Genomic DNA, 21,807 nt, shown 5'->3' on the forward strand with positions numbered 1-21,807 from the left:
TGCCTGACCGATCGGTCAGCACCTGACCGATTGGTCAGAAGGATTGCGTGGCGTGCGCCACAGGGCTCAGTCGCCCGGGGCGCCGGTCCAGTCGGCCAGCCACTCGCCCGACCAGGTCAGCGTGCCGGCGCGCAGTTCGGCCGCCAGCCGCCGGACCCAGTCCAGCTCGGTACGCAGCAGCGCCAGCCGGTACTCGTCCTCGATCAGGAACAGGCGGGGCAGCTCCACCGTGGCCAGCACCGCCTCCCGCTCGCGCAGCCGGGCGGCGAGCGTCTCGGCCCGCCGTTCGAGCTGCCGGGTCGCCTCGGCCGGCGGCAGGATCGGCAGGAACGACAACGCCGCGGGGAACTCCGGGAACTCCCGCGCGGGGGTGGCGAGCGCGTCGGCGAGCCACTCGTCGAGGGTGCGCCGCCCGGTGTCGGTGAGCTCGTAGACCGTGCGCTCCGGCCGGCGCTCGTCGCGGGCGGTGTGGGCCACCCGGATCAGCTCGTCCCGGCGTAGCCGGTCGATGGTCTGGTAGATGCTGTTGCGCTGCGCGACGTTGACCACGTCCTGCTTGTCGCGCTCCCGGATCAGCTGCTGCATCCGGTACGCGTGCATCGGCTCCTCGACCAGGAGCGCCAGCACCATCATCGCCAGTGGGGAGCGACGGTGCGCGCGGGCGGCCATGTCATCACCTTAGGTGACGGGGTACCGATCAATGGTCATTCTATGTATAGTCATCTTATGACTAAGGCTCTCATCATCGGCGCCGGCCTGGCCGGCCCGGTCGCCGCCATGGCCCTGCGCCGCGCCGGGATCGACGCGGTGGTGCACGAGGCGTACGGGCGGGACGCGGTCGGCGTCGGCGCGTTCCTCACCCTCTCGGTCAACGGGGTCGACGCGCTGCGCGCGATCGGACTCGACGGCCTGGTGGCCGGACTGGGCCACCCGACGCCCCGGATGGCGCTCCACAACCACCGTGGACGGCGGCTCGGCGAGTTCGGCACCAGCGGCACCCGGACCCGCGGCTTCGGCAGCAGCACCATCGGCCGCTCCGACCTCTACCGCGCGCTGCGGGACGAGGCGCTGCGCCGAGGCGTCGAGATCGTGCACGGCGCCCGGCTGGTGGACGCCGAGCCGACCGGCTCGGGAGTGCGGGCCCGCTTCGCCGACGGCCGGGTCGCCGAGGGGGACCTGCTGATCGGCGCGGACGGGCTGCGCTCGCGGACCCGGACGATCATCGACCCGGCGGCGCCCGCCCCCCGCTACGTGCCGCTGCTGAACGCCGGCGGGTTCGCCCGGGGGCTGCGGCTGCCCGGCGAGCGCGGGGTGATGCACATGGTCTTCGGCCGGCGGTGCTTCTTCTGCTGGATGGCGGTGGGCGAGGACGAGGTGTGGTGGTTCGCCAACCCGCCGCAGCCCACCGAGCTGACCCGCGAACAGCTCGCCGCGATCCGCCCGGAGCAGGCCCGGTCCCGGTTGCGCGAGCTGCTCGCCGGCGACACCGGCCCGGCCCTGGCGGTCATCGACCGGACCGAGCGGATCGAGTACGGCTGGCCCACGTACGACCTGCCGTCGGTGCCGGTCTGGCGCCGGGACCGGATGATCATCATCGGCGATGCGGCGCACACCGCGGCGCCCTCCTCGGGGCAGGGCGCGGCGATGGCGTTCGAGGACGCCGTCCAGCTCGCCCGCTGCCTGCGCGACCGGCCGGACGTCCCGGCGGCGTTCGAGGCGTACGAGCGGCTGCGCCGGCGCCGGGTGGAGCGGGTGGTCGCGCAGGGGAAGCGGACCAGCACGACCAAGGTGGCCGGGCCGGTCGGCCGGGTGGTGCGCGACCTCGCGCTGCCGCTCATCGCCTGGCAGGTGGCCCGGGACGACGGCAGGTCACTGGCCTGGCTCTACGACCACCACATCGACTGGGACGCGCCGGTGAAGGAGTGACTCAGCCGGTCGGCGCGCCGTGCTCCTGGTCGTACGCGGCCCGGGCCTCGCTGATCGCCGTGCGGTGCCGTTCCGCCCAGCCGGTCAGCGCGACCAGCGACTCGTAGAGCTCCAGCGCCATCGGGGTGGCGGTGTACTCCACCTTCGGCGGCACGGTCGGGTAGACCTTCCGGTGCAGCAGGCCGTCGCGTTCCAGGTTGCGCAGGGTCAGCGTGAGCATCCGCCGGCTGATCCCCTCGACCTGTCGCTCCAGCTCGGTGAAGCGGACCGGCCCCTCGCTGGCGGCGACCAGGATGCCGATGCTCCACTTCCCGCCCACCCGGTCCAGCGCCTCGCGGACGGTGCAGGCCCGGGCCTGCACCGCCGTGACGGACACACAACTGTTCCCCTGGGACACCAAAGTGCCTCCTTCCGCTCCGGCTCATGGTCACAGACGATGGCCTCGGTAACAAACCGTGCACCAAGGAGGACCTTCCATGACGGGGACCCATCGTTGGTCGGCGCTGCTGGTGCTCTGCGCCGGCAGCCTGATGATCATCCTGGACGGCAGCATCGTCGCGGTGGCGCTGCCGGCGATCCAGCGCGACCTCGGCTTCTCCACCTCGGGCCTGGCCTGGGTGGTGAACGCCTACCTCGTCGCCTTCGGCGGCCTGCTGCTGCTCGGTGGGCGGCTCGGCGACCTGGCCGGCCGGCGCCGGGTCTTCCTCGCCGGGGTCGCCCTCTTCACCCTCGCCTCGCTGGCCTGCGCGCTGGCGGCCGGCCCGGCGACGCTCGTCGTCGCCCGCTTCCTCCAGGGCGCCGGCGGGGCGCTCGCCACCGCGGTCGGGCTCGGCATGGTCGTCGCGCTCTTCCCCGCCCCGGCCGAACGGGCCCGGGCCATCGCGGTGTTCAGCTTCACCGGTGCGGCCGGCGCCTCGCTCGGCCTGCTGGCCGGCGGGTTCCTCACCGAACTGGCCGGCTGGCGGTCGATCTTCCTGATCAACCTGCCGATCGGGCTGCTGATCGTCGCCGGGGCGCTGCTGCGGGTGCCCGCGGACCGGGGCGTCGGGCTGGCGGCGGGGCTGGACCTGGTCGGCACGGTGCTGGTCACCGCCGGCCTGATGGCCGCGGTGGTCACCGTCGTCGGCACCGGCGAGCACGGCTGGATCTCGCCCCGGACCCTCGGCGCCGCCGGACTGGCCGCCGCCCTGCTCGCGGCGTTCGCGTTCCGGCAGACGGTCGCCGCCGTACCGCTGCTACCGCCCCGGATCCTGCGGACGCCCGACCTGGTCGCCGCCAACCTGGTGCAGCTCCTGACCGTCGCCGCGTTCTTCGGCTTCCAGTTCCTGCTCGCCCTCGACCTGCAACTGGTGCTCGGCCTCGACCCCGCCGCCACCGGCCTGGCCTTCCTGCCCACCCCGGTGCTGATCGCGGTGGTCGCGCTCGGCCTGGCCGGCCGGCTGATCGCCCGCTTCGGCGGGCGGGCGGTGCTGGTCACCGGACTGGGGCTCGCCGTCGTCGGCTTCCTGCTGCTGGCCCGGCTGCCGGCCGACGGGCACTATCCGACCGAGGTGCTCCCCGCGACGCTGGTCTTCGGCGTGGCCGGTGGCCTGACCCTGCCGGCGGTCACCACGCTCGCCATGGCCGGCGCGGACCCGGCCGACGCCGGGCTCGCCTCGGGGCTGGCCAACACCACCCAGCAGGTCGGCGGCGCGCTCGGGCTGGCCGCGCTGGCCACCCTCGCCGCCCACCGAGCCGGCGGGCTGCGCGGCGCCGGCTGGTCCGAGGTGGAGGCCCTGGCCGGCGGGTACCGGACCGCGTTCGGCGTGGCCGCCGCCCTGGTCGCGACCGCGCTGCTGGTCGCCGTCGCCACCCTGCGCCGGACACCCGCGCCGGTGCCCGTCCCGGCGCGCTGAGCGGCACCGCCACCTGGGCCCGGTGACCGACCGGGAGCGCCGGCCGGAGCCGGCGCTCCCCGGCCGGCGCGGGACTCAGCCCGGACCCGGCGGCGCGGTCAGGCCGGAGCCGAGGCGGTACGCAGCACCTCGGTCAGCGCCTCCAGCGCCGCCGGGTAGGCGTACGAGGGCGGAGTGGCGTACCCGACGACCAGGCCCGGCGGGTGGCCGCCGGGGTGGTGGCCGTGCGGGTCCAGCCCCGCCAGGGCCAGCCCCCGCGCAGCCGCCCGGGCCAGCACCTCCGCCTCGGTCGGCCCGCCCCGCGGCAGCGGGACCACGGCGTGCAGCCCGGCGGAGACCCCGCCGGCCAGCCGCCCGCCCAGCCGGTCCAGCAGCAGGTCCCGGCGCTGCCGGTAATGGCGGCGGACCGTACGCACCTGCCGGTCGTACCCATGGCTGTCGATCAGGTCGGCGAGCGCGAGCTGCCCGACCACCTCGGTCTGCACATCCAGGTGGCGCTTGGCCTCCACCACCGGCTCCACCAGCCGGGCGGGCAGCACCAGCCAGGCCAGCCGCAGTGCCGGCCCCAGGGTCTTCGCGGCGGTGCCCACGTAGGCGACCTGCTCCGGCGCGGTGCCCTGGACCGCGCCCACCGGCTGCCGGTCGTAGCGGAACTCGCCGTCGTAGTCGTCCTCGACCACCAGGGCGCCGGCGTCCCGGGCCCAGCCGGTCAGCGCATGCCGGCGGGCCGGGTGCAGGGTCACCCCGCTCGGGTACTGATGGGCCGGGGTCACCACCGCCGCCGCGACGTCGGCCAGCTCGCCCGCGCCGAGCAGCTCGGTGCGGGCGCCCCGGTCGTCCACCGGCAGCGGCACCACCCGACCGCCCTGGCGGCGCACCACCTCCCGGTGGAACGGCAGCCCCGGGTCCTCCATCGCCAGCACCGGCTGGCCGGCGTCCCGAAGCACGGTGGTGAGCAGGACGAGGGCCTGGACGTACCCGGTGGTGACCACGATCCGCTCCGGGTCGGCCAGCACGCCCCGGGCCCGGCCCAGGTAGCCGGCGAGCGCCGCGCGCAGCTCCGGCCGGCCCCGCGGGTCGCCGTAGCCGTACGCGGTCGCCGGGGCGGTGGCCAGCGCCCGGCGGGTGGACCGCAACCAGGCGGCGACGGGGAAGGCACCCACGTCGGGGCTGCCCGGCCGCAGGTCGTACCGGGGTGGGGCGGTGGCCGGCGCCGGGGCGGGACCTGGTGGGACGGCCGGCCGCTGCGGGCTCACCTCGGTGCCCGCGCCGACCCGGGCCACCAGCCAGCCCTCGGCGACCAGTTGGTCGTAGGCGGCGCTGACCGTGCCCCGGGCGACGCCCAGCTCGGCGGCGAGCGCCCGGGTCGCCGGGAGCCGGGTCGACGGCGGCAGCCGGCCGTCGCGGATCGCGGCGCGCAACGCCCGCTCCAGCCCGGCCCGCCGGCCGCCGGTCGCGTCCAGCTCCAGGTGCAGGTCGACGCCGAAATCGGCCCAGTCCATCGGCACGGGATTGGAGCTTAGGGGCGGGCCGCCGGCCGGTCGACAATCGGGCCATGACCGACTCCCGTCCCGCCGCCGCGCTGCGCGCCCTGCACCGCCCCGGCGACCCGCTGATCCTGCCGAACGCCTGGGACGCCGGGTCGGCCCGGGCGGTCGCCGCCGCCGGCTTCCCGGCGGTCGCGACCAGCAGCGCCGCCGTCGCCGAGTCGCTCGGCCACGCCGACGGCGAGGCCACCCCGGTCGCCGAGATGCTCGACGCGGTGGCCCGGGTGGTCCGGTCCGTCCCGGTCCCGGTCACCGCCGACCTGGAGCGCGGGTACGGACTGCGCCCGGCCGAGCTGGTCGAGCGGCTGCTGGCCACCGGGGCGGTCGGCTGCAACATCGAGGACTCCGACCCCCGTACCCACCAGCTGTACGACGCCGGGGAGCAGGCGGACCTGCTCGCCGGGATCCGGGCCGCGGCCCGGGACGCCGGGGTCGACCTGGTGCTCAACGCCCGGGTCGACGTCCACCTGCGTGCCGCCGGCCCGCCCGAGGGACGGCTCGCCGAGGCGGTACGCCGGGCGCGGCGCTACCGTGCGGCCGGCGCGGACTGCGTCTATCCCATCCTGCTGGCCGACCCCGAACAGATCCGCGCGCTGGTCGCCGAGGTGGACGCTCCGGTGAACGTGCTGGCCCGGGCCGGCATGCCGGGCCCGGCCGAGCTGGCTGCGCTCGGGGTGGCCCGGGTCAGCTTCGGCTCGGGACTGTACGCGGCGGCCCGCGCCCGTACCGTCGAGATGCTCGCCTCGATCCGGGCGGGCGACGAGGCGTTCCGAGAGGAGGCACGGTGACCTACCCACCGCCGCGCTATTTCGGGGACCGGGGTGAGCCGACCGCCACCTACCGGCCGGCAGACCAGCCACCGGAGCTGGTCCATCCCACCGGCGGTACGGCGCACTACCTGGCCAGCGGCGCGTCGACCAACGGGCAGTTCGGGCTCTACCGCTGGGAGATGGGGCCGCGGCCGAGCGGCCCGGAGCCGCACTTCCACCGGTCCATCTCGGAGTCCTTCTTCATCCTGGCGGGAACGGTGCGCATCTACGACGGCCGGCGGTGGATCGACACCGTGCCCGGCGACTTCGTGCACGTCCCGGAGGGTGGTGTGCACGCGTTCCGCAACGAGTCCGGCGAGCCGGCCTCGATGCTGTTGCACTTCGCGCCCGGCGCGCCCCGGGAGGGGTACTTCGAGGGCCTGCTCGACCTGGCCGGGAAGAGCGAGGAGGAGCGGACCGAGTTCTTCCTGCGGCACGACACGTTCTGGGTCTGAGCCGGCCACGCGGACGCCGTGTCGGGTTGCCCCGGTCGCCCCGGCCCGGGAAGGTGAGCGGATGGGTGCCGCTGACGAGACCCGCGACGGGCTGTCGCTGACCAACCTGGACCAACCGCTGCTCGCCGGCGGGGACGTCACCAAGCGGGACCTGGTCGACTACCTGGACGCGGTGCGCGACCGGATCCTGCCCGGCCTGCGGGACCGGCCGCTCTCGGTGATCCGGCTGCTGCGCGGGCAGGACCCGTTCATGCAGAAGAACCTGCCGAAGTACACCCCGGAGTGGGTACGTCGCACCTCGGTGTGGGCCGAGGCGTCGCACCGGCAGGTGTCGTACGCACTCTGCGACGACCGGCGCACCCTGCTCTGGTTCGCCAACCAGCGGGCGATCGAGTACCACCCGACGCTCGGCACGGCGACGCACCCCGACCGTCCCACCCATCTGGTGCTCGACCTCGACCCGCCGGAGGGGGACGCGTTCGGCGCGGTCGTCCGGGCCGCCGAGCTGGTCCGGCGGGCGCTCGCCGGGGTCGGACTGACCGGGGCGGTGAAGACCAGCGGCGCGAAGGGTCTGCACGTCTTCGTACCGGTGGTCGGGGAGACCACCGCGGAGGAGGCGGCCGCGGCCACCCGGGCCCTCGCGATGCACACCGAGCGGCTCGACCCGGCGCTTGCCACCACCGCCTTCATCCGCCAGGACCGGGGCGGCCGGGTCTTCATCGACCCGACCCGGGCCGGCGGGGCGACCGTGGTGGCCACGTACAGTCCCCGGATCCGGCCCGGCCTGCCGGTCTCCTTCCCGGTGGCCTGGGACGACCTGCCGGCGGTGACCCCGGCGGACTTCACCGTGCGGACCGTCCCGGCGCTGGTCGCCGAGCGGGATCCGTGGGCCGCGGCGATGCCCGCGCCGCAGCGGCTCCCCGCCGACCTGGTCGCCGAGGGGCGGACCATCCCGGTGGCCCGGGTGCAGGCGATGCACGAGGGTAAGCGCCGGGCGCGGGCCCGCCGAGAGGGCGGCTGACGATCTCCCCACCCGCGCGGATCGAACCGGTCCAGCCCGGCCGGCGCCGGCCGGGGCGCCACCGAGGGTCACGCCGGGGCGTCGGCCTGACCGGTCCCCGGCTGACCCGCTACGCCGGCGTTGAGCGGGTCGGCCAGCAGTTTGTCGAAGGCCAGTTCGGCGGCGCCGATCAGGGGCGCGTCGCGGCCGAGCGCCGCCGCCTGCAACCGCACGTGCTCGCGGGAGGCGGGCAGCGCCATCTCGTCCAGGCGGCGGCGGACCGTGTCCGCGCCGGCGGCGAAGACCTCGCGCAGGTAGCCGCCGAACACCACGGTGTCCGGGTTGACCACGTTCACCAGGTTGGCCACGCCGAAGCCGAGCCAGTCGGCGACCTGCTGGACCGCCGCCCGGGCGGTGGGCTCGGCGTCGGCGGCCGCGCGCAGGACCTCGGCGACCGCCGCCCGTTCCGCCGGATCCCGGCCGGCGTGCCGCAGCAGCGCCGCCTCGCCGATCTCGGTCTCCCAGCAGCCGCGCGAGCCGCAGCCGCAGGGCAGGCCGTCCCGGTTGACCACCATGTGGCCGACCTTGCCGCTGTGCCCCCGGTGGCCGACGACCAGCCGCCCGCCGATGATGATGCCGGCGCTGACGCCGAGGTCCCCGTGCAGGTAGACGAAATCGTCGACGCCCGCCGCCACGCCGCGTACGTGTTCGGCGAGGCCGGCGATGTCGGCCATGTCGGCGGCGACGAAGCCCGGGCCGGCGGCGAGCTCGGCCCCGAGCGCGGCGCCGAGCGCCTCGTCGGCGCCGCCGATGCGGATCCGTCCGTCAGGGTCGCGGGTGGTGTCGGCGACGGCGACCGCGCCGCCCACGAACACCGCGTCCGCGGCGACGGAGCGTTCCATGTCCCGGACCAGGTCGGCCAGCGGGCCGACGGCGTCGAGGGCCGACATGCCGCAGGGGCGGCCGGCCTCGCGCAGGTCGAGGATGCGACCGCCGAGGCCGATCCGGGCGGCGCGCAGCCGGTCCGCCTCGATGCTCAGCGCGTGTGCGTAGACGCGGTCGGAGCGTGGGCTCACGACCAGCGAGGGACGCCCGGCGCGGCGGGCGGTGGTCGGCGCCTCCTCGGTGACGAGACCGGTGGCGGCGAGGTCGGCCGCGAGCGCGCCGATGGTGCTGCGGTTGAGGCCGAGCCGGGTGGTCAGCTCGGCCCGGGAGGTCGGACCGTGCACGTGGACGTGGCGCAGCACGGCGCCGAGGTTCTGCCGGCGGATCTCCTCCTGGCTGGCGCCGGGCGACGACGGCAGGGGGAACGCCGGGTTGCGGCCCGGCCGGGGGACACCGGAACGCACGGGTGTCGCCACGGTCGGGCCTCCTTCCTGGTTGTCGGGCGCCATGACGACGAAGGGTCCCGGAAGGAGGATTCCGGGACCCGACGATCGTTGCTGACTAGCCTGTGGTGCCTATTACTTGGTGAGCGGCGCGAGCTTCGGGTCGTTCGCGTACGCCTCGGCGGCGTTGGCCTTGGTGACGGCCACCGGCGGGAGCAGGTAGGTGTCCACGACCTTGCTGCCGTTGTTGTAGGACTTGGTGTCGTTCACCTCGGGGGTGTTACCGGCCTGCAGGGCCTTCACCATGGCGATGGTCTGCTTGACCAGGTTCCGGGTGTCCTTGTTGATCGTCATGTACTGCTCGCCAGCCATGATCGACTTGACCGACTCGACCTCGGAGTCCTGGCCGGTCACGACCGGGACCTGCTTGCCGGCACCCTTGATCGAGGTGATGATCGCGCGGCCCAGCGTGTCGTTCGGGGAGAGGACGCCGTCCAGCTCCTTGTTGCCGTAGGTCGAGGTCAGCAGCTGGTCCATGCGGGCCTGCGCACCCTCGGCCTTCCAGCCCTGGATGGCGGTCTGCTTGACGTCGGTCTGCTTGGAGGCGACGACCACGTTGCCCTTGTCGATCTCCGGCTTGAGGACGTCCATGGCGCCGTTGAAGAAGACACCGGCGTTGTTGTCGTCCGGCGAGCCGGAGAAGAGCTCGATGTTGTACGGGCCGTTCGGCTTCTTGGCCTTCATGCCGTCCAGCAGGGCCTGGCCCTGGAGCTGGCCGACCTTGAAGTTGTCGAACGCGACGTAGTAGTCGAGGTCCGGGGTGTTGGTGATCAGGCGGTCGTAGGCGATGACCTTCGCGCCGGCCGCGTGCGCGGCGGCGACCTGGGTCGACAGCTGCGCGGCGTCGGTCGCGCCGATGACGATGACCTTGGCGCCCTTGGTCACCATGGCGGTGATCTGGGCCTGCTGGTCGGCGACCGTGGTGGACGCGCCGGCGTACTGGACGTCGCTCTTGAAGCCGGCCTCCTTCAGGCCGTTGGTGAACAGGTCACCGGCGAGGACCCAGTTCTCCGAGGTCTTCGACGGCAGGGCGACGCCGATCAGGGAGTCCGCGGCGAAGCCCTTGGTGTCACCCTTCGAGCCGCCGGAGTCACCGTCGCGGCCGGAGCCGCAGGCGGTGGCGGTCAGGGCCAGCGCCGCGATGGCGCCGATGGCCACCGACTTGCCAATGAGATTGCGCATGACTGGGAAGAGCCCTTCTGGAGAGGTGATACGGGGGAGTGGTCCGGTGACCGTCAGCCGGACACCGCCGTCCGGGCGGGCTCGCGCTCCGCGTCGGACGATGACGTGGGTGGGGTGGGTGTGTCACGACGGAACGAGCGCGTGAGGCTCCCGATGACCGAGAAGCGTCCCTGGCTCTTGTTGTAGACGTCGAGCGCGACGGCCAGCAGCAGGACGAGGCCCTTGATGATCTGGACCCGGTCGGTCCCGACGCCGAGGAGCTGGAGGCCGTTGTTGAGCACGGCCATGACCAGACCACCGACGATCGAGCCGCTGATGGTGCCGATACCGCCGGAGACGGCCGCGCCACCGATGAAGACGGCGGCGATCGCGTCCAGTTCCCAGCCGTTGCCGTCCTGCGGGCCGGAGGCCGCCGAACGGGCCACGAAGATCATGCCGGCCAGCGCGGCCAGGACCGACATGTTCATCATGACGAAGAAGTTGACCCGCTTGAGCTTCACGCCGGAGAGCTCCGCGGCCCGGGAGTTGCCGCCGACCGCGTAGATGTGCCGGCCGCCGGCGGTGTTGCGGGTGTAGAAGGAGTAGGCCAGCACCAGCGCCACCAGGATGATGCCGGAGACCGGGAAGCTGGTGCCGACCCGGCCGCTGGCGAAGCGCAGCGCCGCGAAGACGATCACGCCGACCATGACGGCCATCCGGAGCACCGAGATCCACATCGGGGCGGGGGCGGCGTCCATCTCCCGGCGCGTCTTGCGCGCCTGGAACTCCCGCCACACCACGGCCACGCAGGCGGCGAGGCCGAGCAGCAGGGTCAGGTTGTTGTAGCCGGTGCCCGGCCCGACCTCGGGCAGGAACCCGGAGCCGATCACCCGGAAGCCCTCGGGCACCGGGATGGTGTTCGCGTTGCCGATGAACTGGTTGCCGCCCCGGAAGAGCAGCATGCCCGCCAGGGTGACGATGAACGCCGGCACCCCGATGTAGGCCACCCAGAAGCCCTGCCAGGCGCCGATGATCGCGCCGATCGCCAGGCCGAACAGGATGGCGACGGGCCAGGGCAGCGACCATTCCGCCATCGACTTGGCCACCAGGATGCCGGTTAAGGCGGCGATCGAGCCGACCGAGAGGTCGATGTGCCCGGCGACGATCACCATCAGCATGCCGATGGCCAGGATCAGGATGTACGAGTTCTGGTTGAACAGCGCGATCAGGTTGTCCGATCGCAGGGTCAGCCCGTCCGTCAGCACCTGGAACAGGACGACGATCGCCACCAGGGTGAAGATCATCCCGAACTGGCGGGCGTTGGACGTGGTGCCTCCGAAGAGGTTCTTCTGCAGGTCCTTAAGTCGGCTCATCGTGTCTGCATCTTCTTCGTCGAGGTCATCTGCTTCATGAGGGTTTCCGGGTCCGCGTCCTGCCGGTCGATCTCGCCGGTGATGGTGCCTTCGAACACGGTGTAGATGCGGTCGCAGAGCCCGATCAGCTCAGGCAGCTCCGAGGAGATGACGACGACGCCCTTCCCCTGGTCGGCGAGCCGCTGGATGATGCCGTAGATCTCGTACTTTGCGCCCACGTCGATGCCGCGGGTCGGCTCGTCGAGGATCAGCAGGTCCGGGTCCGTGAACATCCACTTGGCCAGGACGACCTTCTGCTGGTTGCCGCCCGAGAGCTTGGAGACGCTCTCGTCGACCGTCGGGGTCTTGGTCCGCAGTTCCTTGCGGTAGGCCTCGGCCGCCTTGTACTCCGCGACCTCGTCGAGGACGCCGTGATGCGAGATCTTTGACAGCTTGGCGGCCACCGTGGACGCCTTGATGTCGTCGAGCAGGTTCAGGCCGATCGCCTTGCGGTCCTCGCTGACGTACGCGAGCCCGTGGGCGATCGCGTCGGCCACCGACTTCAGGACGATCTCCTTGCCGTCCTTGATGATCGTGCCCGACTCGTAGACGCCGTAGGAGCGGCCGAAGACGCTCATCGCCAGCTCGGTGCGGCCCGCGCCCATCAGCCCGGCGAAGCCCACGATCTCGCCGCGGCGGACGACGAAGCTCTCGTTCTTGCAGACCTGCCGCTCGGCGGAGATCGGGTGCCGGACGTTCCAGTCGCGGACCTCGAAGAAGACCTCGCCGATCTTCGGGGTGTGGTCCGGGAACCGGCTGCTCAGCTCGCGACCGACCATGCCCCGCACGATCCGGTCCTCGTCGGCGCCGTCGGCCTTGACGTCCAGCGTCTCCACCGTCCGGCCGTCCCGCAGGATGGTGATCTGGTCGGCGATCGCCTCGATCTCGTTCAGCTTGTGCGAGATCATGATCGAGGTGATGCCGCGGGACCGGAAGCCCCGCAGCAGGTCCAGCAGGTGCCGGGAGTCGGCCTCGTTCAGCGCCGCGGTCGGCTCGTCCAGGATGAGCAGCTTGACGTCCTTGGCGAACGCCTTGGCGATCTCCACCAGCTGCTGCTTGCCGACCCCGATGTCCTTGATCAGGGTGTCCGGGTCCTCCTGCAGGCCGACCCGGGCCATCAGGTCCAGCGCCATCCGGTTGGCGGCCTTCCAGTCGATCGCCCCCCGCTTGCGGGGTTCGTTGCCGAGGAAGATGTTCTCGGCGATCGACATGTCCGGGATGAGCGCGAGCTCCTGGTGGATGATCACGATCCCGGCGTGCTCGCTGGAGCGGATGTCGGAGAAGCGGGTCTCCGCACCCTGGTAGATGATCTGACCGTCGTACGTGCCGTACGGGTAGACCCCGCTGAGGACCTTCATCAGCGTGGACTTGCCGGCACCGTTCTCACCGCAGATGGCGTGGATCTCGCCGGCGCGCACCACCAGGTTGACGTCGGAGAGGGCCTTGACTCCGGGGAACTCCTTGGTGATGGAACGCATCTCCAGGAGGATGGGCACGTCGCTCATCGCTCGTACCACCTCGCCAACGTCATGGATGCCTCCGGGGGGATGGCCTTCACTGTTTTTGTTGCCGTCGGCAACGTATTCCGATCTGAAGGCCATTCGCAAGTGCTGGGAGGCCCGTGCGGGTAACAATCCCGCAATATGCGCGTGCTCTCCGTCACCATGCCGTCACGCTGCCCTCAGCAGCCACTACGGCATCCCACGCCCCGTCCGCAAGGCATGATCGCGCGGGGTCGCCGGCTGTGACGTGGGCATCCCTGCGTGGCGGGACTCCAGCACCCGGGCGGCCTCGTCGTCGAGCTCGGGGCGGCTGCGGCGGCCGACGACGGCGTTGCCGGCGGGATGCGAGCGGGGCCGGCGAGGCCCTTTCACACGAGAAACGCCCCGGCGTGTGCCGGGGCGTTTCTCGTTCGTTTTGTTGTGCCCCCGGCAGGATTCGAACCTGCGCCCCCGCCTCCGGAGGGCGGTGCTCTATCCCCTGAGCTACGGGGGCTCAGCGACCCGAGAAGAGTAGCAAACCCCCTCCGGGATCGCCCAATCGGTATAGGGCGGCCCGCGACGTGTCGCTGCCGCCGGTGGTCGGGGCCGCCCCGGGCTCCGCCGACGGCGGGCGGCGGAGCCGATCATGGGCGCGCCGCCCTCCGGGAGCCGATCCTGGGCTCGCCGGCGGGCGGAGCGGGTCAGGCGGCGACCAGGGCGCGGCCGCAGCTGGGCAGCGGGTGCAGGACGATGCGGCGGGGCAGCCGGCGCGGCCACTCGTTCTTCGGCCAGGAGCCGTCCACGATCAGGTGCACCGTCCGCTCCTCGGCGCCGCTGAGCCGCAGCACGAAGTCGCGGGGGAGCGGCGGGTCGACCGTGGGCGTGGTGATCAGGAAACGCACCCGGCCCCGGGAGGAGACCGCGGAGACCACGTCCGCCGCCGGCATGGTGCCGCGCAGCCGTACCCGGCCGATCCAGTAGACCTCGGCCAGGTGCTCCTGGGCGGCCCGGGTGATGGCCGGGTACTCGCCGCGTACCCACCGCTCGACCGCGCCGACGCAGAGCCCGCAGGCGCGCTCCCGGGGCTCCCGCGGACCCAACCCCCAGGCCCGCAGGTACGCCCCGACCGTGTCGGGGTCCATCGTCAGGTCGAACCGGCGCTGGATGAGGGTGGTCAGGCTCTGTCGCGTCCAGAGCTCCTCGTCCAGGCCCAACTCGTCGGGGTGGACGCCCCGCAGCGCGTCGATCAGTTCGAGTTCCTGTTCGCGGCTGAGCGTTCCCGACTCGCCCTGCCGCTGTCCGCGACGGACGGCTGCCACCGCCCCGTCACCGCCGATGGTGTGGCGTCGGCACCAGCTGGTGACCGAGCGCCCTGCGTCTCTCAGTGCAACCCCCACGTCCTGCGCAACGAGCCCGAATCGCAACTGGTCACGATATGTGGGGAGAAAAGTCTCCAAGCAACGGAATCGGTCGGATACCCCAAACCGTTATCAACCGGCATAACGGACAGGTGGCCGCCGGAGACGCCGAGGGGCCCGCGTCGCGGACGACGCGGGCCCCTCGGTGCGGGACGGTACGACGGATCAGCCGCCCAAGCGCTTGAGCGCCGCCTGGAGGTTGGTGAGGTCCGTCTGCTGGGTGTTCTTCATGGTCTGCGCGACCTTCAGCACCTCGTCGTCGTGGCCCTCGTCGAGGACGCCCTGGATCATGTGGATCCCGCCGAGGTGGTGCCGGATCATCAGCTGGAGGAAGAGCACGTCGAACTGGTGTCCCCGCGACTCGCTCAGCTTCGTGATCTCCGCCGGGGTGGCCATGCCGGGCATCAGCCCGTCCTTCACCAGCCCGGCGCCGTCCGGCATCCAGGCCATCGCCGGCTGGTCGCCGGTCGGGTCCAGCTTCCACAGCCGCAGCCAGGTCTGCATGGTGCCGATCTCGCCCTGCTGGCCGGTGGCGATGTCGCCGCCGATCTGCCGTACCTCGGCGTCCTCGCCCTGCTGGAAGGCCATCAGCCCCAGCTGCACCGCCTGGGCGTGATGGGTGGTCATGTCCCGGGCGAAGCCCGCCTCGACCGAGTTCTCACCCGGACGGGTGACCGTCGGGGTGAGCAGGCCGCCCGCGTACCCGAGCAGGAGCCCGACCACGACGGCGGCGGCCAACGCCAGCGCGCCGAACCGGCGCGCGGCCCCCCGGCCGCCGTCGGCGGTGACGGGGGTCTCGTCGGGCGCGGTGCCCGTCGTGACGGGAGCAGTCATCGGAGTCCTTACTGGGTCGGCTGGTCCGCCTGGTTGCCCAGGTCACGCGGCGTGGTGCCGGTCGCGGTGACGCCCTGGGCGCAGCTGATGGCCGGGCCCTCGATGGAGGCGTTGACCCGCAGCGTCTTGATGAACTCGTCGATCCGACTGTCGTCGGCGTTGTCCACCTTGAGCTGGAAGCCCCAGGCCTGCAGCGAGATCGGCTTGTCCAGTCCGTCGAACGGGCTGAGCATCGTCTTTTCCTTGCCCTGCACCTTGCTCTTGAGCTTGGCCACCTGGTCGGCGGGCAGATCCGGACGGTAGGTGATCCAGACGGCTCCGTGTTCCAGGCTGTGCACCGCGTGCTCGTTGGCGATCGGGGCGTCGTAGACGTCGCCCATGCAGTTCTGCCAGACCGCATTGTGCGGACCGGCGACCGGCGGGAGGATGTCGTACTTGATCGCGCCCTGCTGGTGCTTGCCGCCCTCGACCAGCGCCTTGTCCTTCTTGCGGTAGTCGACCACGCCCTTGATGGCGTCGGCCCGCTCCTGCCACGGCTGCGAACCGCGGTAGGCCGCGAAGGCTCCGTACCCGATGATGCCGGCCGCCAGCACGCCGACGGCGACGAAGAGCGCGATCGGACCCCACGCGCGGCCCTGGCTCACCTTGACCGGCGCGATCGGCTTGCGGCCCTTGCCGCCGGCGGTCTGCCGCGGACTGCCCTTGCCGGCCCCGGCCTTGCCACCGGACGGCTTGTCGGCAGCGGCCGGCCGGCCGGCGGCCGGCTTCTTGCCGGTGCTGACCACGGTCGGGCGGCGTTCCGGGCCGCCCGGGGTGCTGATGCTCATCGTGCCTCGTCAGGTCGGTCGGTCAGGGAGTTGGCGGGCCGGTTCACATGCTGGGTCGCCGCCGCGGTGCCCGAGTCTACCCCCGATAACATGGTTCGGTGACTCCCGCAGAACTCGCCGAGGTCGTCCTCTCCGCAGCCCACGCCGTCTTCATCGACCGGGGGCTGGATCCGTCCGCGCTGCCCGCGCAGACCGTCGTCGAGCGACCCCGCAACCCCGAGCACGGCGACTACGCCTCGACGCTGGCGCTGCAGCTCAGCAAGAAGGTGGGCGTACCCCCGCGGGAGCTGGCCGCCGCCCTGGCCGAGCGGCTCGGCCGGGCGCCCGGCATCAAGTCGGTGGAGATCGCCGGCCCGGGCTTCCTGAACATCCGGCTCGACGCGGCCGCCGCCGGGCAGCTCGCCAAGGTGATCGTCGAGGCCGGCCCGGAGTACGGCCGCAGCGACACCCTCGCCGGTCAGAAGATCAACCTGGAGTTCGTCTCGGCGAACCCGACCGGACCGGTGCACATCGGCGGGGTTCGCTGGGCGGCCGTCGGCGACGCGCTCAGCCGGCTGCTCCGCACCACCGGGGCGGAGGTCGGCACCGAGTACTACTTCAACGACGCCGGCTCCCAGATCGACCGGTTCGCCCGGTCGCTGCTCGCCGCCGCCAAGGGCGAGCCGGCCCCGGAGGACGGCTACGGCGGGGCGTACATCGCGGAGATCGCCGTCGAGGTGGTCAAGCGCCGGCCGGACGTGCTGGAGCTGGACGACGCCGCCGCCCAGGAGGTGTTCCGGGTGGAGGGCGTCGCGCTGATGTTCGAGGAGATCAAGTCCTCGCTGCGCGACTTCGGCGTCGAGTTCGACACCTACTTCAACGAGAAGGATCTGCACGACCGGGGCGAGCTGGAGCAGGCGCTGGCCCGGCTGCGTGAGCAGGGGCACGTCTTCGAGGCCGAGGGCGCGACCTGGCTGCGCACCACCGACTTCGGCGACGACAAGGACCGGGTGCTGCGCAAGTCCAACGGCGAGTGGACGTACTTCGCCGCCGACTGCGCGTACTACCTGGACAAGCGCGAGCGCGGTTTCGAGCGCGTGGTGATCATGCTGGGTGCCGACCACCACGGCTACCTCGGCCGGATGAAGGCGATGGCCGCCTGCTTCGGCGACGACCCGGAGCGCAACCTGGAGATCCTCATCGGCCAGCTGGTCAACCTGGTCCGCGACGGCGCGCCGGTGCGGATGAGCAAGCGGGCCGGCACCGTGGTCACCCTGGAGGACCTGGTCGACGCGATCGGCGTGGACGCCGCCCGGTACGCGCTGGCCCGCTACTCCAGCGACTCGCCGATCGACATCGACGTGGAGCTGTGGACCCGGGCCACCCGCGACAACCCGGTCTACTACGTGCAGTACGTCGCGGCCCGGACCGCCAGCGTGGGGCGCAACGCCGCCGAAGTGGGGCTGACCCGGGGCGACGCCGCCCACTTCCACGCCGAGCTGCTCTCCCACGAGAAGGAGAACGAGCTGCTCAAGGCGCTCGCCGAGTTTCCCGCGGTGGTCGCCTCCGCGGCGGAGCTGCGCGGGCCGCACCTGGTCGCCCGCTATCTGGAGCGGTTGGCCGGGGCGTACCACCGGTTCTACGACAACTGCCGGATCCTGCCGCGGGGCGACGAGGAGGTCACCGACCTGCACCGGGCCCGGCTCTGGCTGAACGACGCCACCCGGGTGGTCATCGCCAACGGCCTGCGCCTGCTCGGCGTCTCCGCCCCGGAGAGGATGTAGTCCGCCGATGCGTGCTCATGAAGCCGGTGCCCTGCACGGTGACATCGGCAGCCGGCCGCCCTGGCTGCGCCCGCCGGGCGACGTCAACGCCCTGGTGCCGCAGCTCTGGCCGCGGAACGTGACCCGGGCCGCCGACGGCGCGCTCGCCGTCGGCGGGCTCGGCGTCCGCGAGATCGCGGCCGAGTACGGCACCCCGGTGTACGTCCTCGACGAGGACGACCTGCGGTCGCGCTGCCGGGAGTTCCGGGCCGCCTTCCCGGACGCGGACGTCTACTACGCCGGCAAGGCGTTCCTCTGTCGCGCGGTGGTCCGGATGATCGCCGAGGAGGGCATGTTCCTCGACGTCTGCACCGGCGGCGAGCTGGCCACCGCGCTGTCGGCCGGGATGCCGCCGGAGCGGATCGGCTTCCACGGCAACAACAAGTCCGTGACCGAGCTGAGCCGGGCCCTGGACGCCGGGGTGGGCCGGATCATCCTCGACTCGTTCATCGAGATCGACCGGCTCACCGCGCTGGCCCGCGAGCGCGGCGTACGCCCCGGGGTGCTGATCCGGGTGACGGTCGGCGTGGAGGCGCACACCCACGAGTTCATCGCCACCGCGCACGAGGACCAGAAGTTCGGCTTCTCCCTCGCCGGCGGGGCGGCCGCCGCCGCGGCCTTCAAGGTCATCGACGAGGACGTGCTGGACCTGCGCGGGCTGCACTCACACATCGGCTCGCAGATCTTCGACGCCAGCGGCTTCGAGGTGTCCGCGCGGCGGGTGCTCGGCCTCCAGGCGCAGATCCGCGACGCCCGTGGGGTGGAGCTGCCCGAGCTGGACCTGGGCGGCGGCTTCGGCATCGCCTACACCACGCAGGACGACCCGGCCGCGCCGCACGACCTGGCCAAGCGGCTCCGCAAGATCGTGGACGGGGAGTGCGCGGCCGAGAAGCTGGCCGTGCCGCACCTCTCCATCGAGCCCGGCCGGGCCATCGTCGGCCCCGCCGTGTTCACCCTCTACCAGGTCGGCACGGTCAAGGACGTCGACGGGATCCGGACGTACGTGAGCGTGGACGGCGGGATGAGCGACAACATCCGCACCGCGCTTTACGACGCGTCGTACTCGGCGACGCTGGCCAACCGGGCGTCGGCGGCGGAGCCGCTGCTCGCCCGCGTGGTGGGAAAGCACTGTGAGTCCGGGGACATCGTGGTGAAGGATGAATTCCTGCCCGCCGACGTGCAGGCCGGAGATCTTGTCGCGGTGCCCGGCACCGGGGCGTACTGCCGGAGCATGGCCAGCAACTACAACCATGTCCCGCGGCCCCCGGTCGTCGCCGTCCGCGAGGGTCGGGCGCGTCTGATCGTCCGGCGGGAGACCGAAGAAGACCTGCTCGCATTGGATGTCGGATGACCTCACCTGTCCGCGTGGCGCTGCTCGGCTGCGGCACCGTCGGCAGCGACGTGGTACGGCTGCTGCACGAGCAGTCGGCCGACCTCGCCGCCCGGATCGGCGCCCCGCTGGAGATCGCCGGGATCGCCGTCCGCCGGGTCGGCCGCGACCGCGGCGACCTGCCGGTCGACCCCGCCCTGTTCACCACCGACCCGCTCGGGCTGATCAAGCGGGACGACGTGGACATCGTGGTGGAGGTCGTCGGCGGCATCGAGCCGGCCCGCGGCTGGCTGGTCGAGGCGCTGCGCGCCGGAAAGAGCGTGGTCACCGCCAACAAGGCGCTGCTCGCCGAGGACGGTGCGACGCTGCACGACGCCGCCGCCGAGGGCGGCGCCGACCTCTACTACGAGGCCTCCGTCGCCGGGGCGATCCCGCTGCTGCGCCCGCTGCGCGAATCGCTGCACGGCGACCGGATCAACCGGGTCACCGGCATCGTCAACGGCACCACCAACTTCATCCTCTCCGCGATGGACGCCACCGGCGCCGGCTTCGCCGAGGCGCTGGAGGAGGCCACCGAGCTGGGGTACGCCGAGGCGGACCCGACGGCGGACGTGGAGGGCTTCGACGCCGCCGCCAAGGCCGCCATCCTCGCCTCGCTCGCCTTCCACACCCGGGTCACCGCGGCCGACGTGCACCGTGAGGGCATCACCGAGGTGACCGCGGCCGACGTGGCCAGCGCCAAGGCGATGGGCTGCACGATCAAGCTGCTCTGCATCGCCGCCCGCAACACCGACCCGGCGGGCCGGGAGTCGGTCAGCGTCCGGGTGCACCCGGCGATGATCCCGCTGACCCATCCGCTCGCGAGCGTCGGCGACGCGTTCAACGCGGTCTTCGTCGAGGCCGAGGCGGCCGGGCAGCTGATGTTCTACGGCCGGGGCGCGGGCGGCGCGCCGACCGCCAGCGCCGTCCTCGGCGACGTGGTGGCGGTGGCCCGTAACCGGCTCGCCGGGGTGCACGCGGCCAGCGAGTCGGCGTACGCCGACCTGGCGGTGCGGCCGATGGGCGAGGCGCTGACCCGCTACCACATCAGCCTCGACGTGGCCGACCGTCCCGGCGTGCTGGAGGCGGTGGCCGGGGTGTTCGCCCGGCACGAGGTCTCCATCGCCACGGTGCGGCAGGGTCCGGCGGGTGGGGGCCCGGCCGGCCGGGGCGAGGACGCCGAACTGGTCATCGTCACGCACGTCGCGCCGGACGCCGCGCTCGCGGCCACCGTCCGCGCGCTGCGAGGGCTGGAGATCGTCCGCTCGGTGACCAGCGTGCTGCGGGTCGAAGGCGGGGCGTAGACCGTGTCCCGCCAGGTGGGTAAGGGCGGGTGTGCCGGGCCGTGGCCCGGGATGCTGGTCCAGGCTTGAGGTGCGACAGGGCCGGTAGAGGCGAGGAGAGCGACATGTGGCGGGGCCTGATCGAGACGTACCGGGACCGGATGCCGGTCACCGACGCCACCCCGGTCGTCACCCTGCACGAGGGGAACACCCCGCTGCTGCCGGCACCGGTGCTCGCCGCCCGGCTCGGCTGCGACGTGCACCTCAAGGTCGAGGGGGCAAACCCCACCGGCTCGTTCAAGGACCGGGGCATGACCGTCGCGGTCTCCAAGGCGGTCGAGGCCGGTGACAAGGCGATCATCTGCGCCTCCACGGGCAACACCAGCGCCTCCGCCGCCGCGTACGCGGCCCGCGCCGGGATCACCTGCGCGGTGCTGGTGCCGCAGGGCAAGATCGCGCTGGGCAAGCTGGCCCAGGCGCTGGTGCACGGCGCCAAGCTGCTCCAGGTCCAGGGCAACTTCGACGACTGCCTGGCGCTGGCCGGCAAGCTCGCCCAGGACTATCCGGTGGCCCTGGTCAACTCGGTCAACATCAACCGGCTGCACGGGCAGAAGACCGCCGCCTTCGAGATCGTCGAGGCGCTCGGCGACGCGCCGGACATCCACTGCCTGCCGGTGGGCAACGCCGGCAACGTCTCGGCGTACTGGATGGGCTACTCGGAGGAGCTGCGCGACGGCAACGCCACGAAGGCCCCGAAGATGTACGGCTTCCAGGCCGCCGGCGCCGCGCCCATCGTCACCGGCCAGGTGGTCCCCGAGCCGTCCACCATCGCCACCGCCATCCGGATCGGCAACCCGGCGAGCTGGACCAAGGCCATCGACGCCCGGGACGCCTCGGACGGCCTGATCGCCGCGGTCACCGACCGGGAGATCCTGTCGGCGTACCGGCTGCTGGCACGGGAGGTCGGTGTCTTCGTCGAGCTGGGCAGCGCGGCCAGCGTGGCCGGCCTGCTCCAGCAGGCCGCCGCGGGCAAGGTCCCGCCCGGCTCCACCGTCGTCTGCACGGTCACCGGCCACGGCCTCAAGGACCCCGAGTGGGCCATCTCCACGGCACCGGCCCCCATCACCATCGCCAACGACCCTCTCGCCGCCGCCCGCTCCCTGGACCTCGCCTAACCCCCTCCCTCCCGCCTCGCCGGGT

General features: G+C 72.7%; 19 protein-coding genes and 1 tRNA gene. 9 read left to right on the top strand and 11 right to left on the bottom strand.

The features are described from left to right. Nucleotides 1-66: 66 nt before the first annotated feature. Nucleotides 67-669 (bottom strand): PadR family transcriptional regulator, encoded by a 603-nt coding sequence (locus GA0070613_RS14435; RefSeq protein ID WP_089012776.1) that lies wholly within the window; start codon nucleotides 667-669, stop codon nucleotides 67-69. A gap of 57 nt (nucleotides 670-726) precedes the next feature. Here GA0070613_RS14435 and GA0070613_RS14440 point away from each other — a divergent pair, with 57 nt between their 5' ends. After that, nucleotides 727-1,926 carry an FAD-dependent oxidoreductase gene (locus tag GA0070613_RS14440; RefSeq protein ID WP_089012777.1) on the top strand — a complete coding sequence of 400 codons (1,200 nt, stop codon included), beginning with the start codon at nucleotides 727-729 and terminating at the stop codon, nucleotides 1,924-1,926. Between the two features lies 1 nt (nucleotide 1,927). On the opposite strand, the gene GA0070613_RS14445 is transcribed toward GA0070613_RS14440, so the two are convergent. Next, complete coding sequence (locus GA0070613_RS14445; protein WP_172875822.1) at nucleotides 1,928-2,302, bottom strand: winged helix-turn-helix transcriptional regulator; 375 nt, start codon at nucleotides 2,300-2,302, stop codon at nucleotides 1,928-1,930. Between the two features lie 100 nt (nucleotides 2,303-2,402). Between GA0070613_RS14445 and GA0070613_RS14450 the strand changes: the two genes are divergently transcribed. Continuing rightward, complete coding sequence (locus GA0070613_RS14450; RefSeq protein WP_089012779.1) at nucleotides 2,403-3,821, top strand: MFS transporter; 1,419 nt, start codon at nucleotides 2,403-2,405, stop codon at nucleotides 3,819-3,821. 98 nt (nucleotides 3,822-3,919) lie between these two features. On the opposite strand, the gene pdxR is transcribed toward GA0070613_RS14450, so the two are convergent. Beyond that, nucleotides 3,920-5,323 (bottom strand): MocR-like pyridoxine biosynthesis transcription factor PdxR, encoded by a 1,404-nt coding sequence (gene pdxR / locus GA0070613_RS14455; protein WP_089015945.1) that lies wholly within the window; start codon nucleotides 5,321-5,323, stop codon nucleotides 3,920-3,922. Between the two features lie 53 nt (nucleotides 5,324-5,376). Here pdxR and GA0070613_RS14460 point away from each other — a divergent pair, with 53 nt between their 5' ends. The 3 genes from GA0070613_RS14460 to ligD all read left to right on the top strand — a co-directional run bounded on the left by GA0070613_RS14460 (nucleotide 5,377) and on the right by ligD (nucleotide 7,653). Beyond that, nucleotides 5,377-6,156: an isocitrate lyase/PEP mutase family protein gene (locus tag GA0070613_RS14460; RefSeq protein WP_089012780.1), complete on the top strand. Its 780-nt coding sequence runs from the start codon at nucleotides 5,377-5,379 to the stop codon at nucleotides 6,154-6,156. Next, on the top strand, nucleotides 6,153-6,632 hold the full coding sequence (locus tag GA0070613_RS14465) for a cupin domain-containing protein (RefSeq protein WP_089012781.1): 480 nt from the start codon (nucleotides 6,153-6,155) through the stop codon (nucleotides 6,630-6,632). Before GA0070613_RS14460 ends, GA0070613_RS14465 begins: the two co-directional genes overlap by 4 nt. 61 nt (nucleotides 6,633-6,693) lie before the next feature. Then, entirely contained in the window at nucleotides 6,694-7,653 is a 960-nt protein-coding gene (gene ligD, locus GA0070613_RS14470) for a non-homologous end-joining DNA ligase (RefSeq protein WP_089012782.1), read from the top strand. A 68-nt stretch (nucleotides 7,654-7,721) separates the two neighbouring features. On the opposite strand, the gene GA0070613_RS14475 is transcribed toward ligD, so the two are convergent. The 8 genes from GA0070613_RS14475 to GA0070613_RS14510 all read right to left on the bottom strand — a co-directional run bounded on the left by GA0070613_RS14475 (nucleotide 7,722) and on the right by GA0070613_RS14510 (nucleotide 16,153). Then, on the bottom strand, nucleotides 7,722-9,026 hold the full coding sequence (locus tag GA0070613_RS14475; protein ID WP_089012783.1) for an ROK family transcriptional regulator: 1,305 nt from the start codon (nucleotides 9,024-9,026) through the stop codon (nucleotides 7,722-7,724). 69 nt (nucleotides 9,027-9,095) lie between these two features. Continuing rightward, a complete protein-coding gene (locus GA0070613_RS14480; RefSeq protein ID WP_089012784.1) occupies nucleotides 9,096-10,202 on the bottom strand; it encodes a substrate-binding domain-containing protein in 1,107 nt (368 codons plus the stop codon). Between the two features lie 53 nt (nucleotides 10,203-10,255). Further along, entirely contained in the window at nucleotides 10,256-11,554 is a 1,299-nt protein-coding gene (gene mmsB / locus GA0070613_RS14485) for a multiple monosaccharide ABC transporter permease (protein WP_089012785.1), read from the bottom strand. Next, complete coding sequence (gene mmsA / locus GA0070613_RS14490) at nucleotides 11,551-13,098, bottom strand: multiple monosaccharide ABC transporter ATP-binding protein (protein WP_089012786.1); 1,548 nt, start codon at nucleotides 13,096-13,098, stop codon at nucleotides 11,551-11,553. Before mmsA ends, mmsB begins: the two co-directional genes overlap by 4 nt. A 418-nt stretch (nucleotides 13,099-13,516) precedes the next feature. Further along, nucleotides 13,517-13,588 (bottom strand) — tRNA-Arg (locus GA0070613_RS14495). A gap of 187 nt (nucleotides 13,589-13,775) precedes the next feature. Beyond that, nucleotides 13,776-14,471, bottom strand: a complete 696-nt coding sequence (locus GA0070613_RS14500; RefSeq protein ID WP_089012787.1) for a winged helix-turn-helix domain-containing protein — start codon at nucleotides 14,469-14,471, stop codon at nucleotides 13,776-13,778. A 186-nt stretch (nucleotides 14,472-14,657) separates the two neighbouring features. Beyond that, the gene (locus tag GA0070613_RS14505) at nucleotides 14,658-15,326 is read right to left on the bottom strand and encodes a DUF305 domain-containing protein (protein ID WP_089012788.1); all 669 of its coding nucleotides are present in this window, start codon (nucleotides 15,324-15,326) and stop codon (nucleotides 14,658-14,660) included. Between the two features lie 8 nt (nucleotides 15,327-15,334). After that, on the bottom strand, nucleotides 15,335-16,153 hold the full coding sequence (locus tag GA0070613_RS14510) for a DUF3105 domain-containing protein (RefSeq protein ID WP_089012789.1): 819 nt from the start codon (nucleotides 16,151-16,153) through the stop codon (nucleotides 15,335-15,337). 98 nt (nucleotides 16,154-16,251) lie between these two features. On the opposite strand from GA0070613_RS14510, the gene argS reads away from it, so the two are divergent. From argS to thrC, 4 genes are all read left to right on the top strand, one after another. Continuing rightward, nucleotides 16,252-17,916, top strand: a complete 1,665-nt coding sequence (argS, locus tag GA0070613_RS14515) for an arginine--tRNA ligase (RefSeq protein WP_089012790.1) — start codon at nucleotides 16,252-16,254, stop codon at nucleotides 17,914-17,916. Between the two features lie 7 nt (nucleotides 17,917-17,923). Beyond that, the gene (gene lysA, locus GA0070613_RS14520; protein ID WP_089012791.1) at nucleotides 17,924-19,306 is read left to right on the top strand and encodes a diaminopimelate decarboxylase; all 1,383 of its coding nucleotides are present in this window, start codon (nucleotides 17,924-17,926) and stop codon (nucleotides 19,304-19,306) included. Beyond that, complete coding sequence (locus GA0070613_RS14525; RefSeq protein WP_089012792.1) at nucleotides 19,303-20,628, top strand: homoserine dehydrogenase; 1,326 nt, start codon at nucleotides 19,303-19,305, stop codon at nucleotides 20,626-20,628. The genes lysA and GA0070613_RS14525 overlap by 4 nt, the downstream gene beginning before the upstream one ends. A 104-nt stretch (nucleotides 20,629-20,732) precedes the next feature. After that, the gene (gene thrC, locus GA0070613_RS14530; RefSeq protein WP_089012793.1) at nucleotides 20,733-21,782 is read left to right on the top strand and encodes a threonine synthase; all 1,050 of its coding nucleotides are present in this window, start codon (nucleotides 20,733-20,735) and stop codon (nucleotides 21,780-21,782) included. The last annotated feature ends 25 nt before the right edge of the window (nucleotides 21,783-21,807 follow it).

The sequence above is a fragment of the Micromonospora inositola genome (assembly GCF_900090285.1).
Lineage (GTDB): Bacteria > Actinomycetota > Actinomycetes > Mycobacteriales > Micromonosporaceae > Micromonospora > Micromonospora inositola.

Bases quoted from the DNA above. Each gene is read 5' to 3' on its own strand.
- GA0070613_RS14435 (WP_089012776.1), bottom strand. From the start codon at position 669: ATGGCCGCCCGCGCGCACCGTCGCTCCCCACTGGCGATGATGGTGCTG.
- GA0070613_RS14440 (WP_089012777.1), top strand. From the start codon at position 727: ATGACTAAGGCTCTCATCATCGGCGCCGGCCTGGCCGGCCCGGTCGCC.
- GA0070613_RS14450 (WP_089012779.1), top strand. From the start codon at position 2,403: ATGACGGGGACCCATCGTTGGTCGGCGCTGCTGGTGCTCTGCGCCGGC.
- pdxR (WP_089015945.1), bottom strand. From the start codon at position 5,323: ATGGACTGGGCCGATTTCGGCGTCGACCTGCACCTGGAGCTGGACGCG.
- GA0070613_RS14460 (WP_089012780.1), top strand. From the start codon at position 5,377: ATGACCGACTCCCGTCCCGCCGCCGCGCTGCGCGCCCTGCACCGCCCC.
- ligD (WP_089012782.1), top strand. From the start codon at position 6,694: ATGGGTGCCGCTGACGAGACCCGCGACGGGCTGTCGCTGACCAACCTG.
- GA0070613_RS14475 (WP_089012783.1), bottom strand. From the start codon at position 9,026: ATGGCGCCCGACAACCAGGAAGGAGGCCCGACCGTGGCGACACCCGTG.
- GA0070613_RS14480 (WP_089012784.1), bottom strand. From the start codon at position 10,202: ATGCGCAATCTCATTGGCAAGTCGGTGGCCATCGGCGCCATCGCGGCG.
- mmsB (WP_089012785.1), bottom strand. From the start codon at position 11,554: ATGAGCCGACTTAAGGACCTGCAGAAGAACCTCTTCGGAGGCACCACG.
- mmsA (WP_089012786.1), bottom strand. From the start codon at position 13,098: ATGAGCGACGTGCCCATCCTCCTGGAGATGCGTTCCATCACCAAGGAG.
- GA0070613_RS14505 (WP_089012788.1), bottom strand. From the start codon at position 15,326: ATGACTGCTCCCGTCACGACGGGCACCGCGCCCGACGAGACCCCCGTC.
- GA0070613_RS14510 (WP_089012789.1), bottom strand. From the start codon at position 16,153: ATGAGCATCAGCACCCCGGGCGGCCCGGAACGCCGCCCGACCGTGGTC.
- lysA (WP_089012791.1), top strand. From the start codon at position 17,924: ATGCGTGCTCATGAAGCCGGTGCCCTGCACGGTGACATCGGCAGCCGG.
- GA0070613_RS14525 (WP_089012792.1), top strand. From the start codon at position 19,303: ATGACCTCACCTGTCCGCGTGGCGCTGCTCGGCTGCGGCACCGTCGGC.
- thrC (WP_089012793.1), top strand. From the start codon at position 20,733: ATGTGGCGGGGCCTGATCGAGACGTACCGGGACCGGATGCCGGTCACC.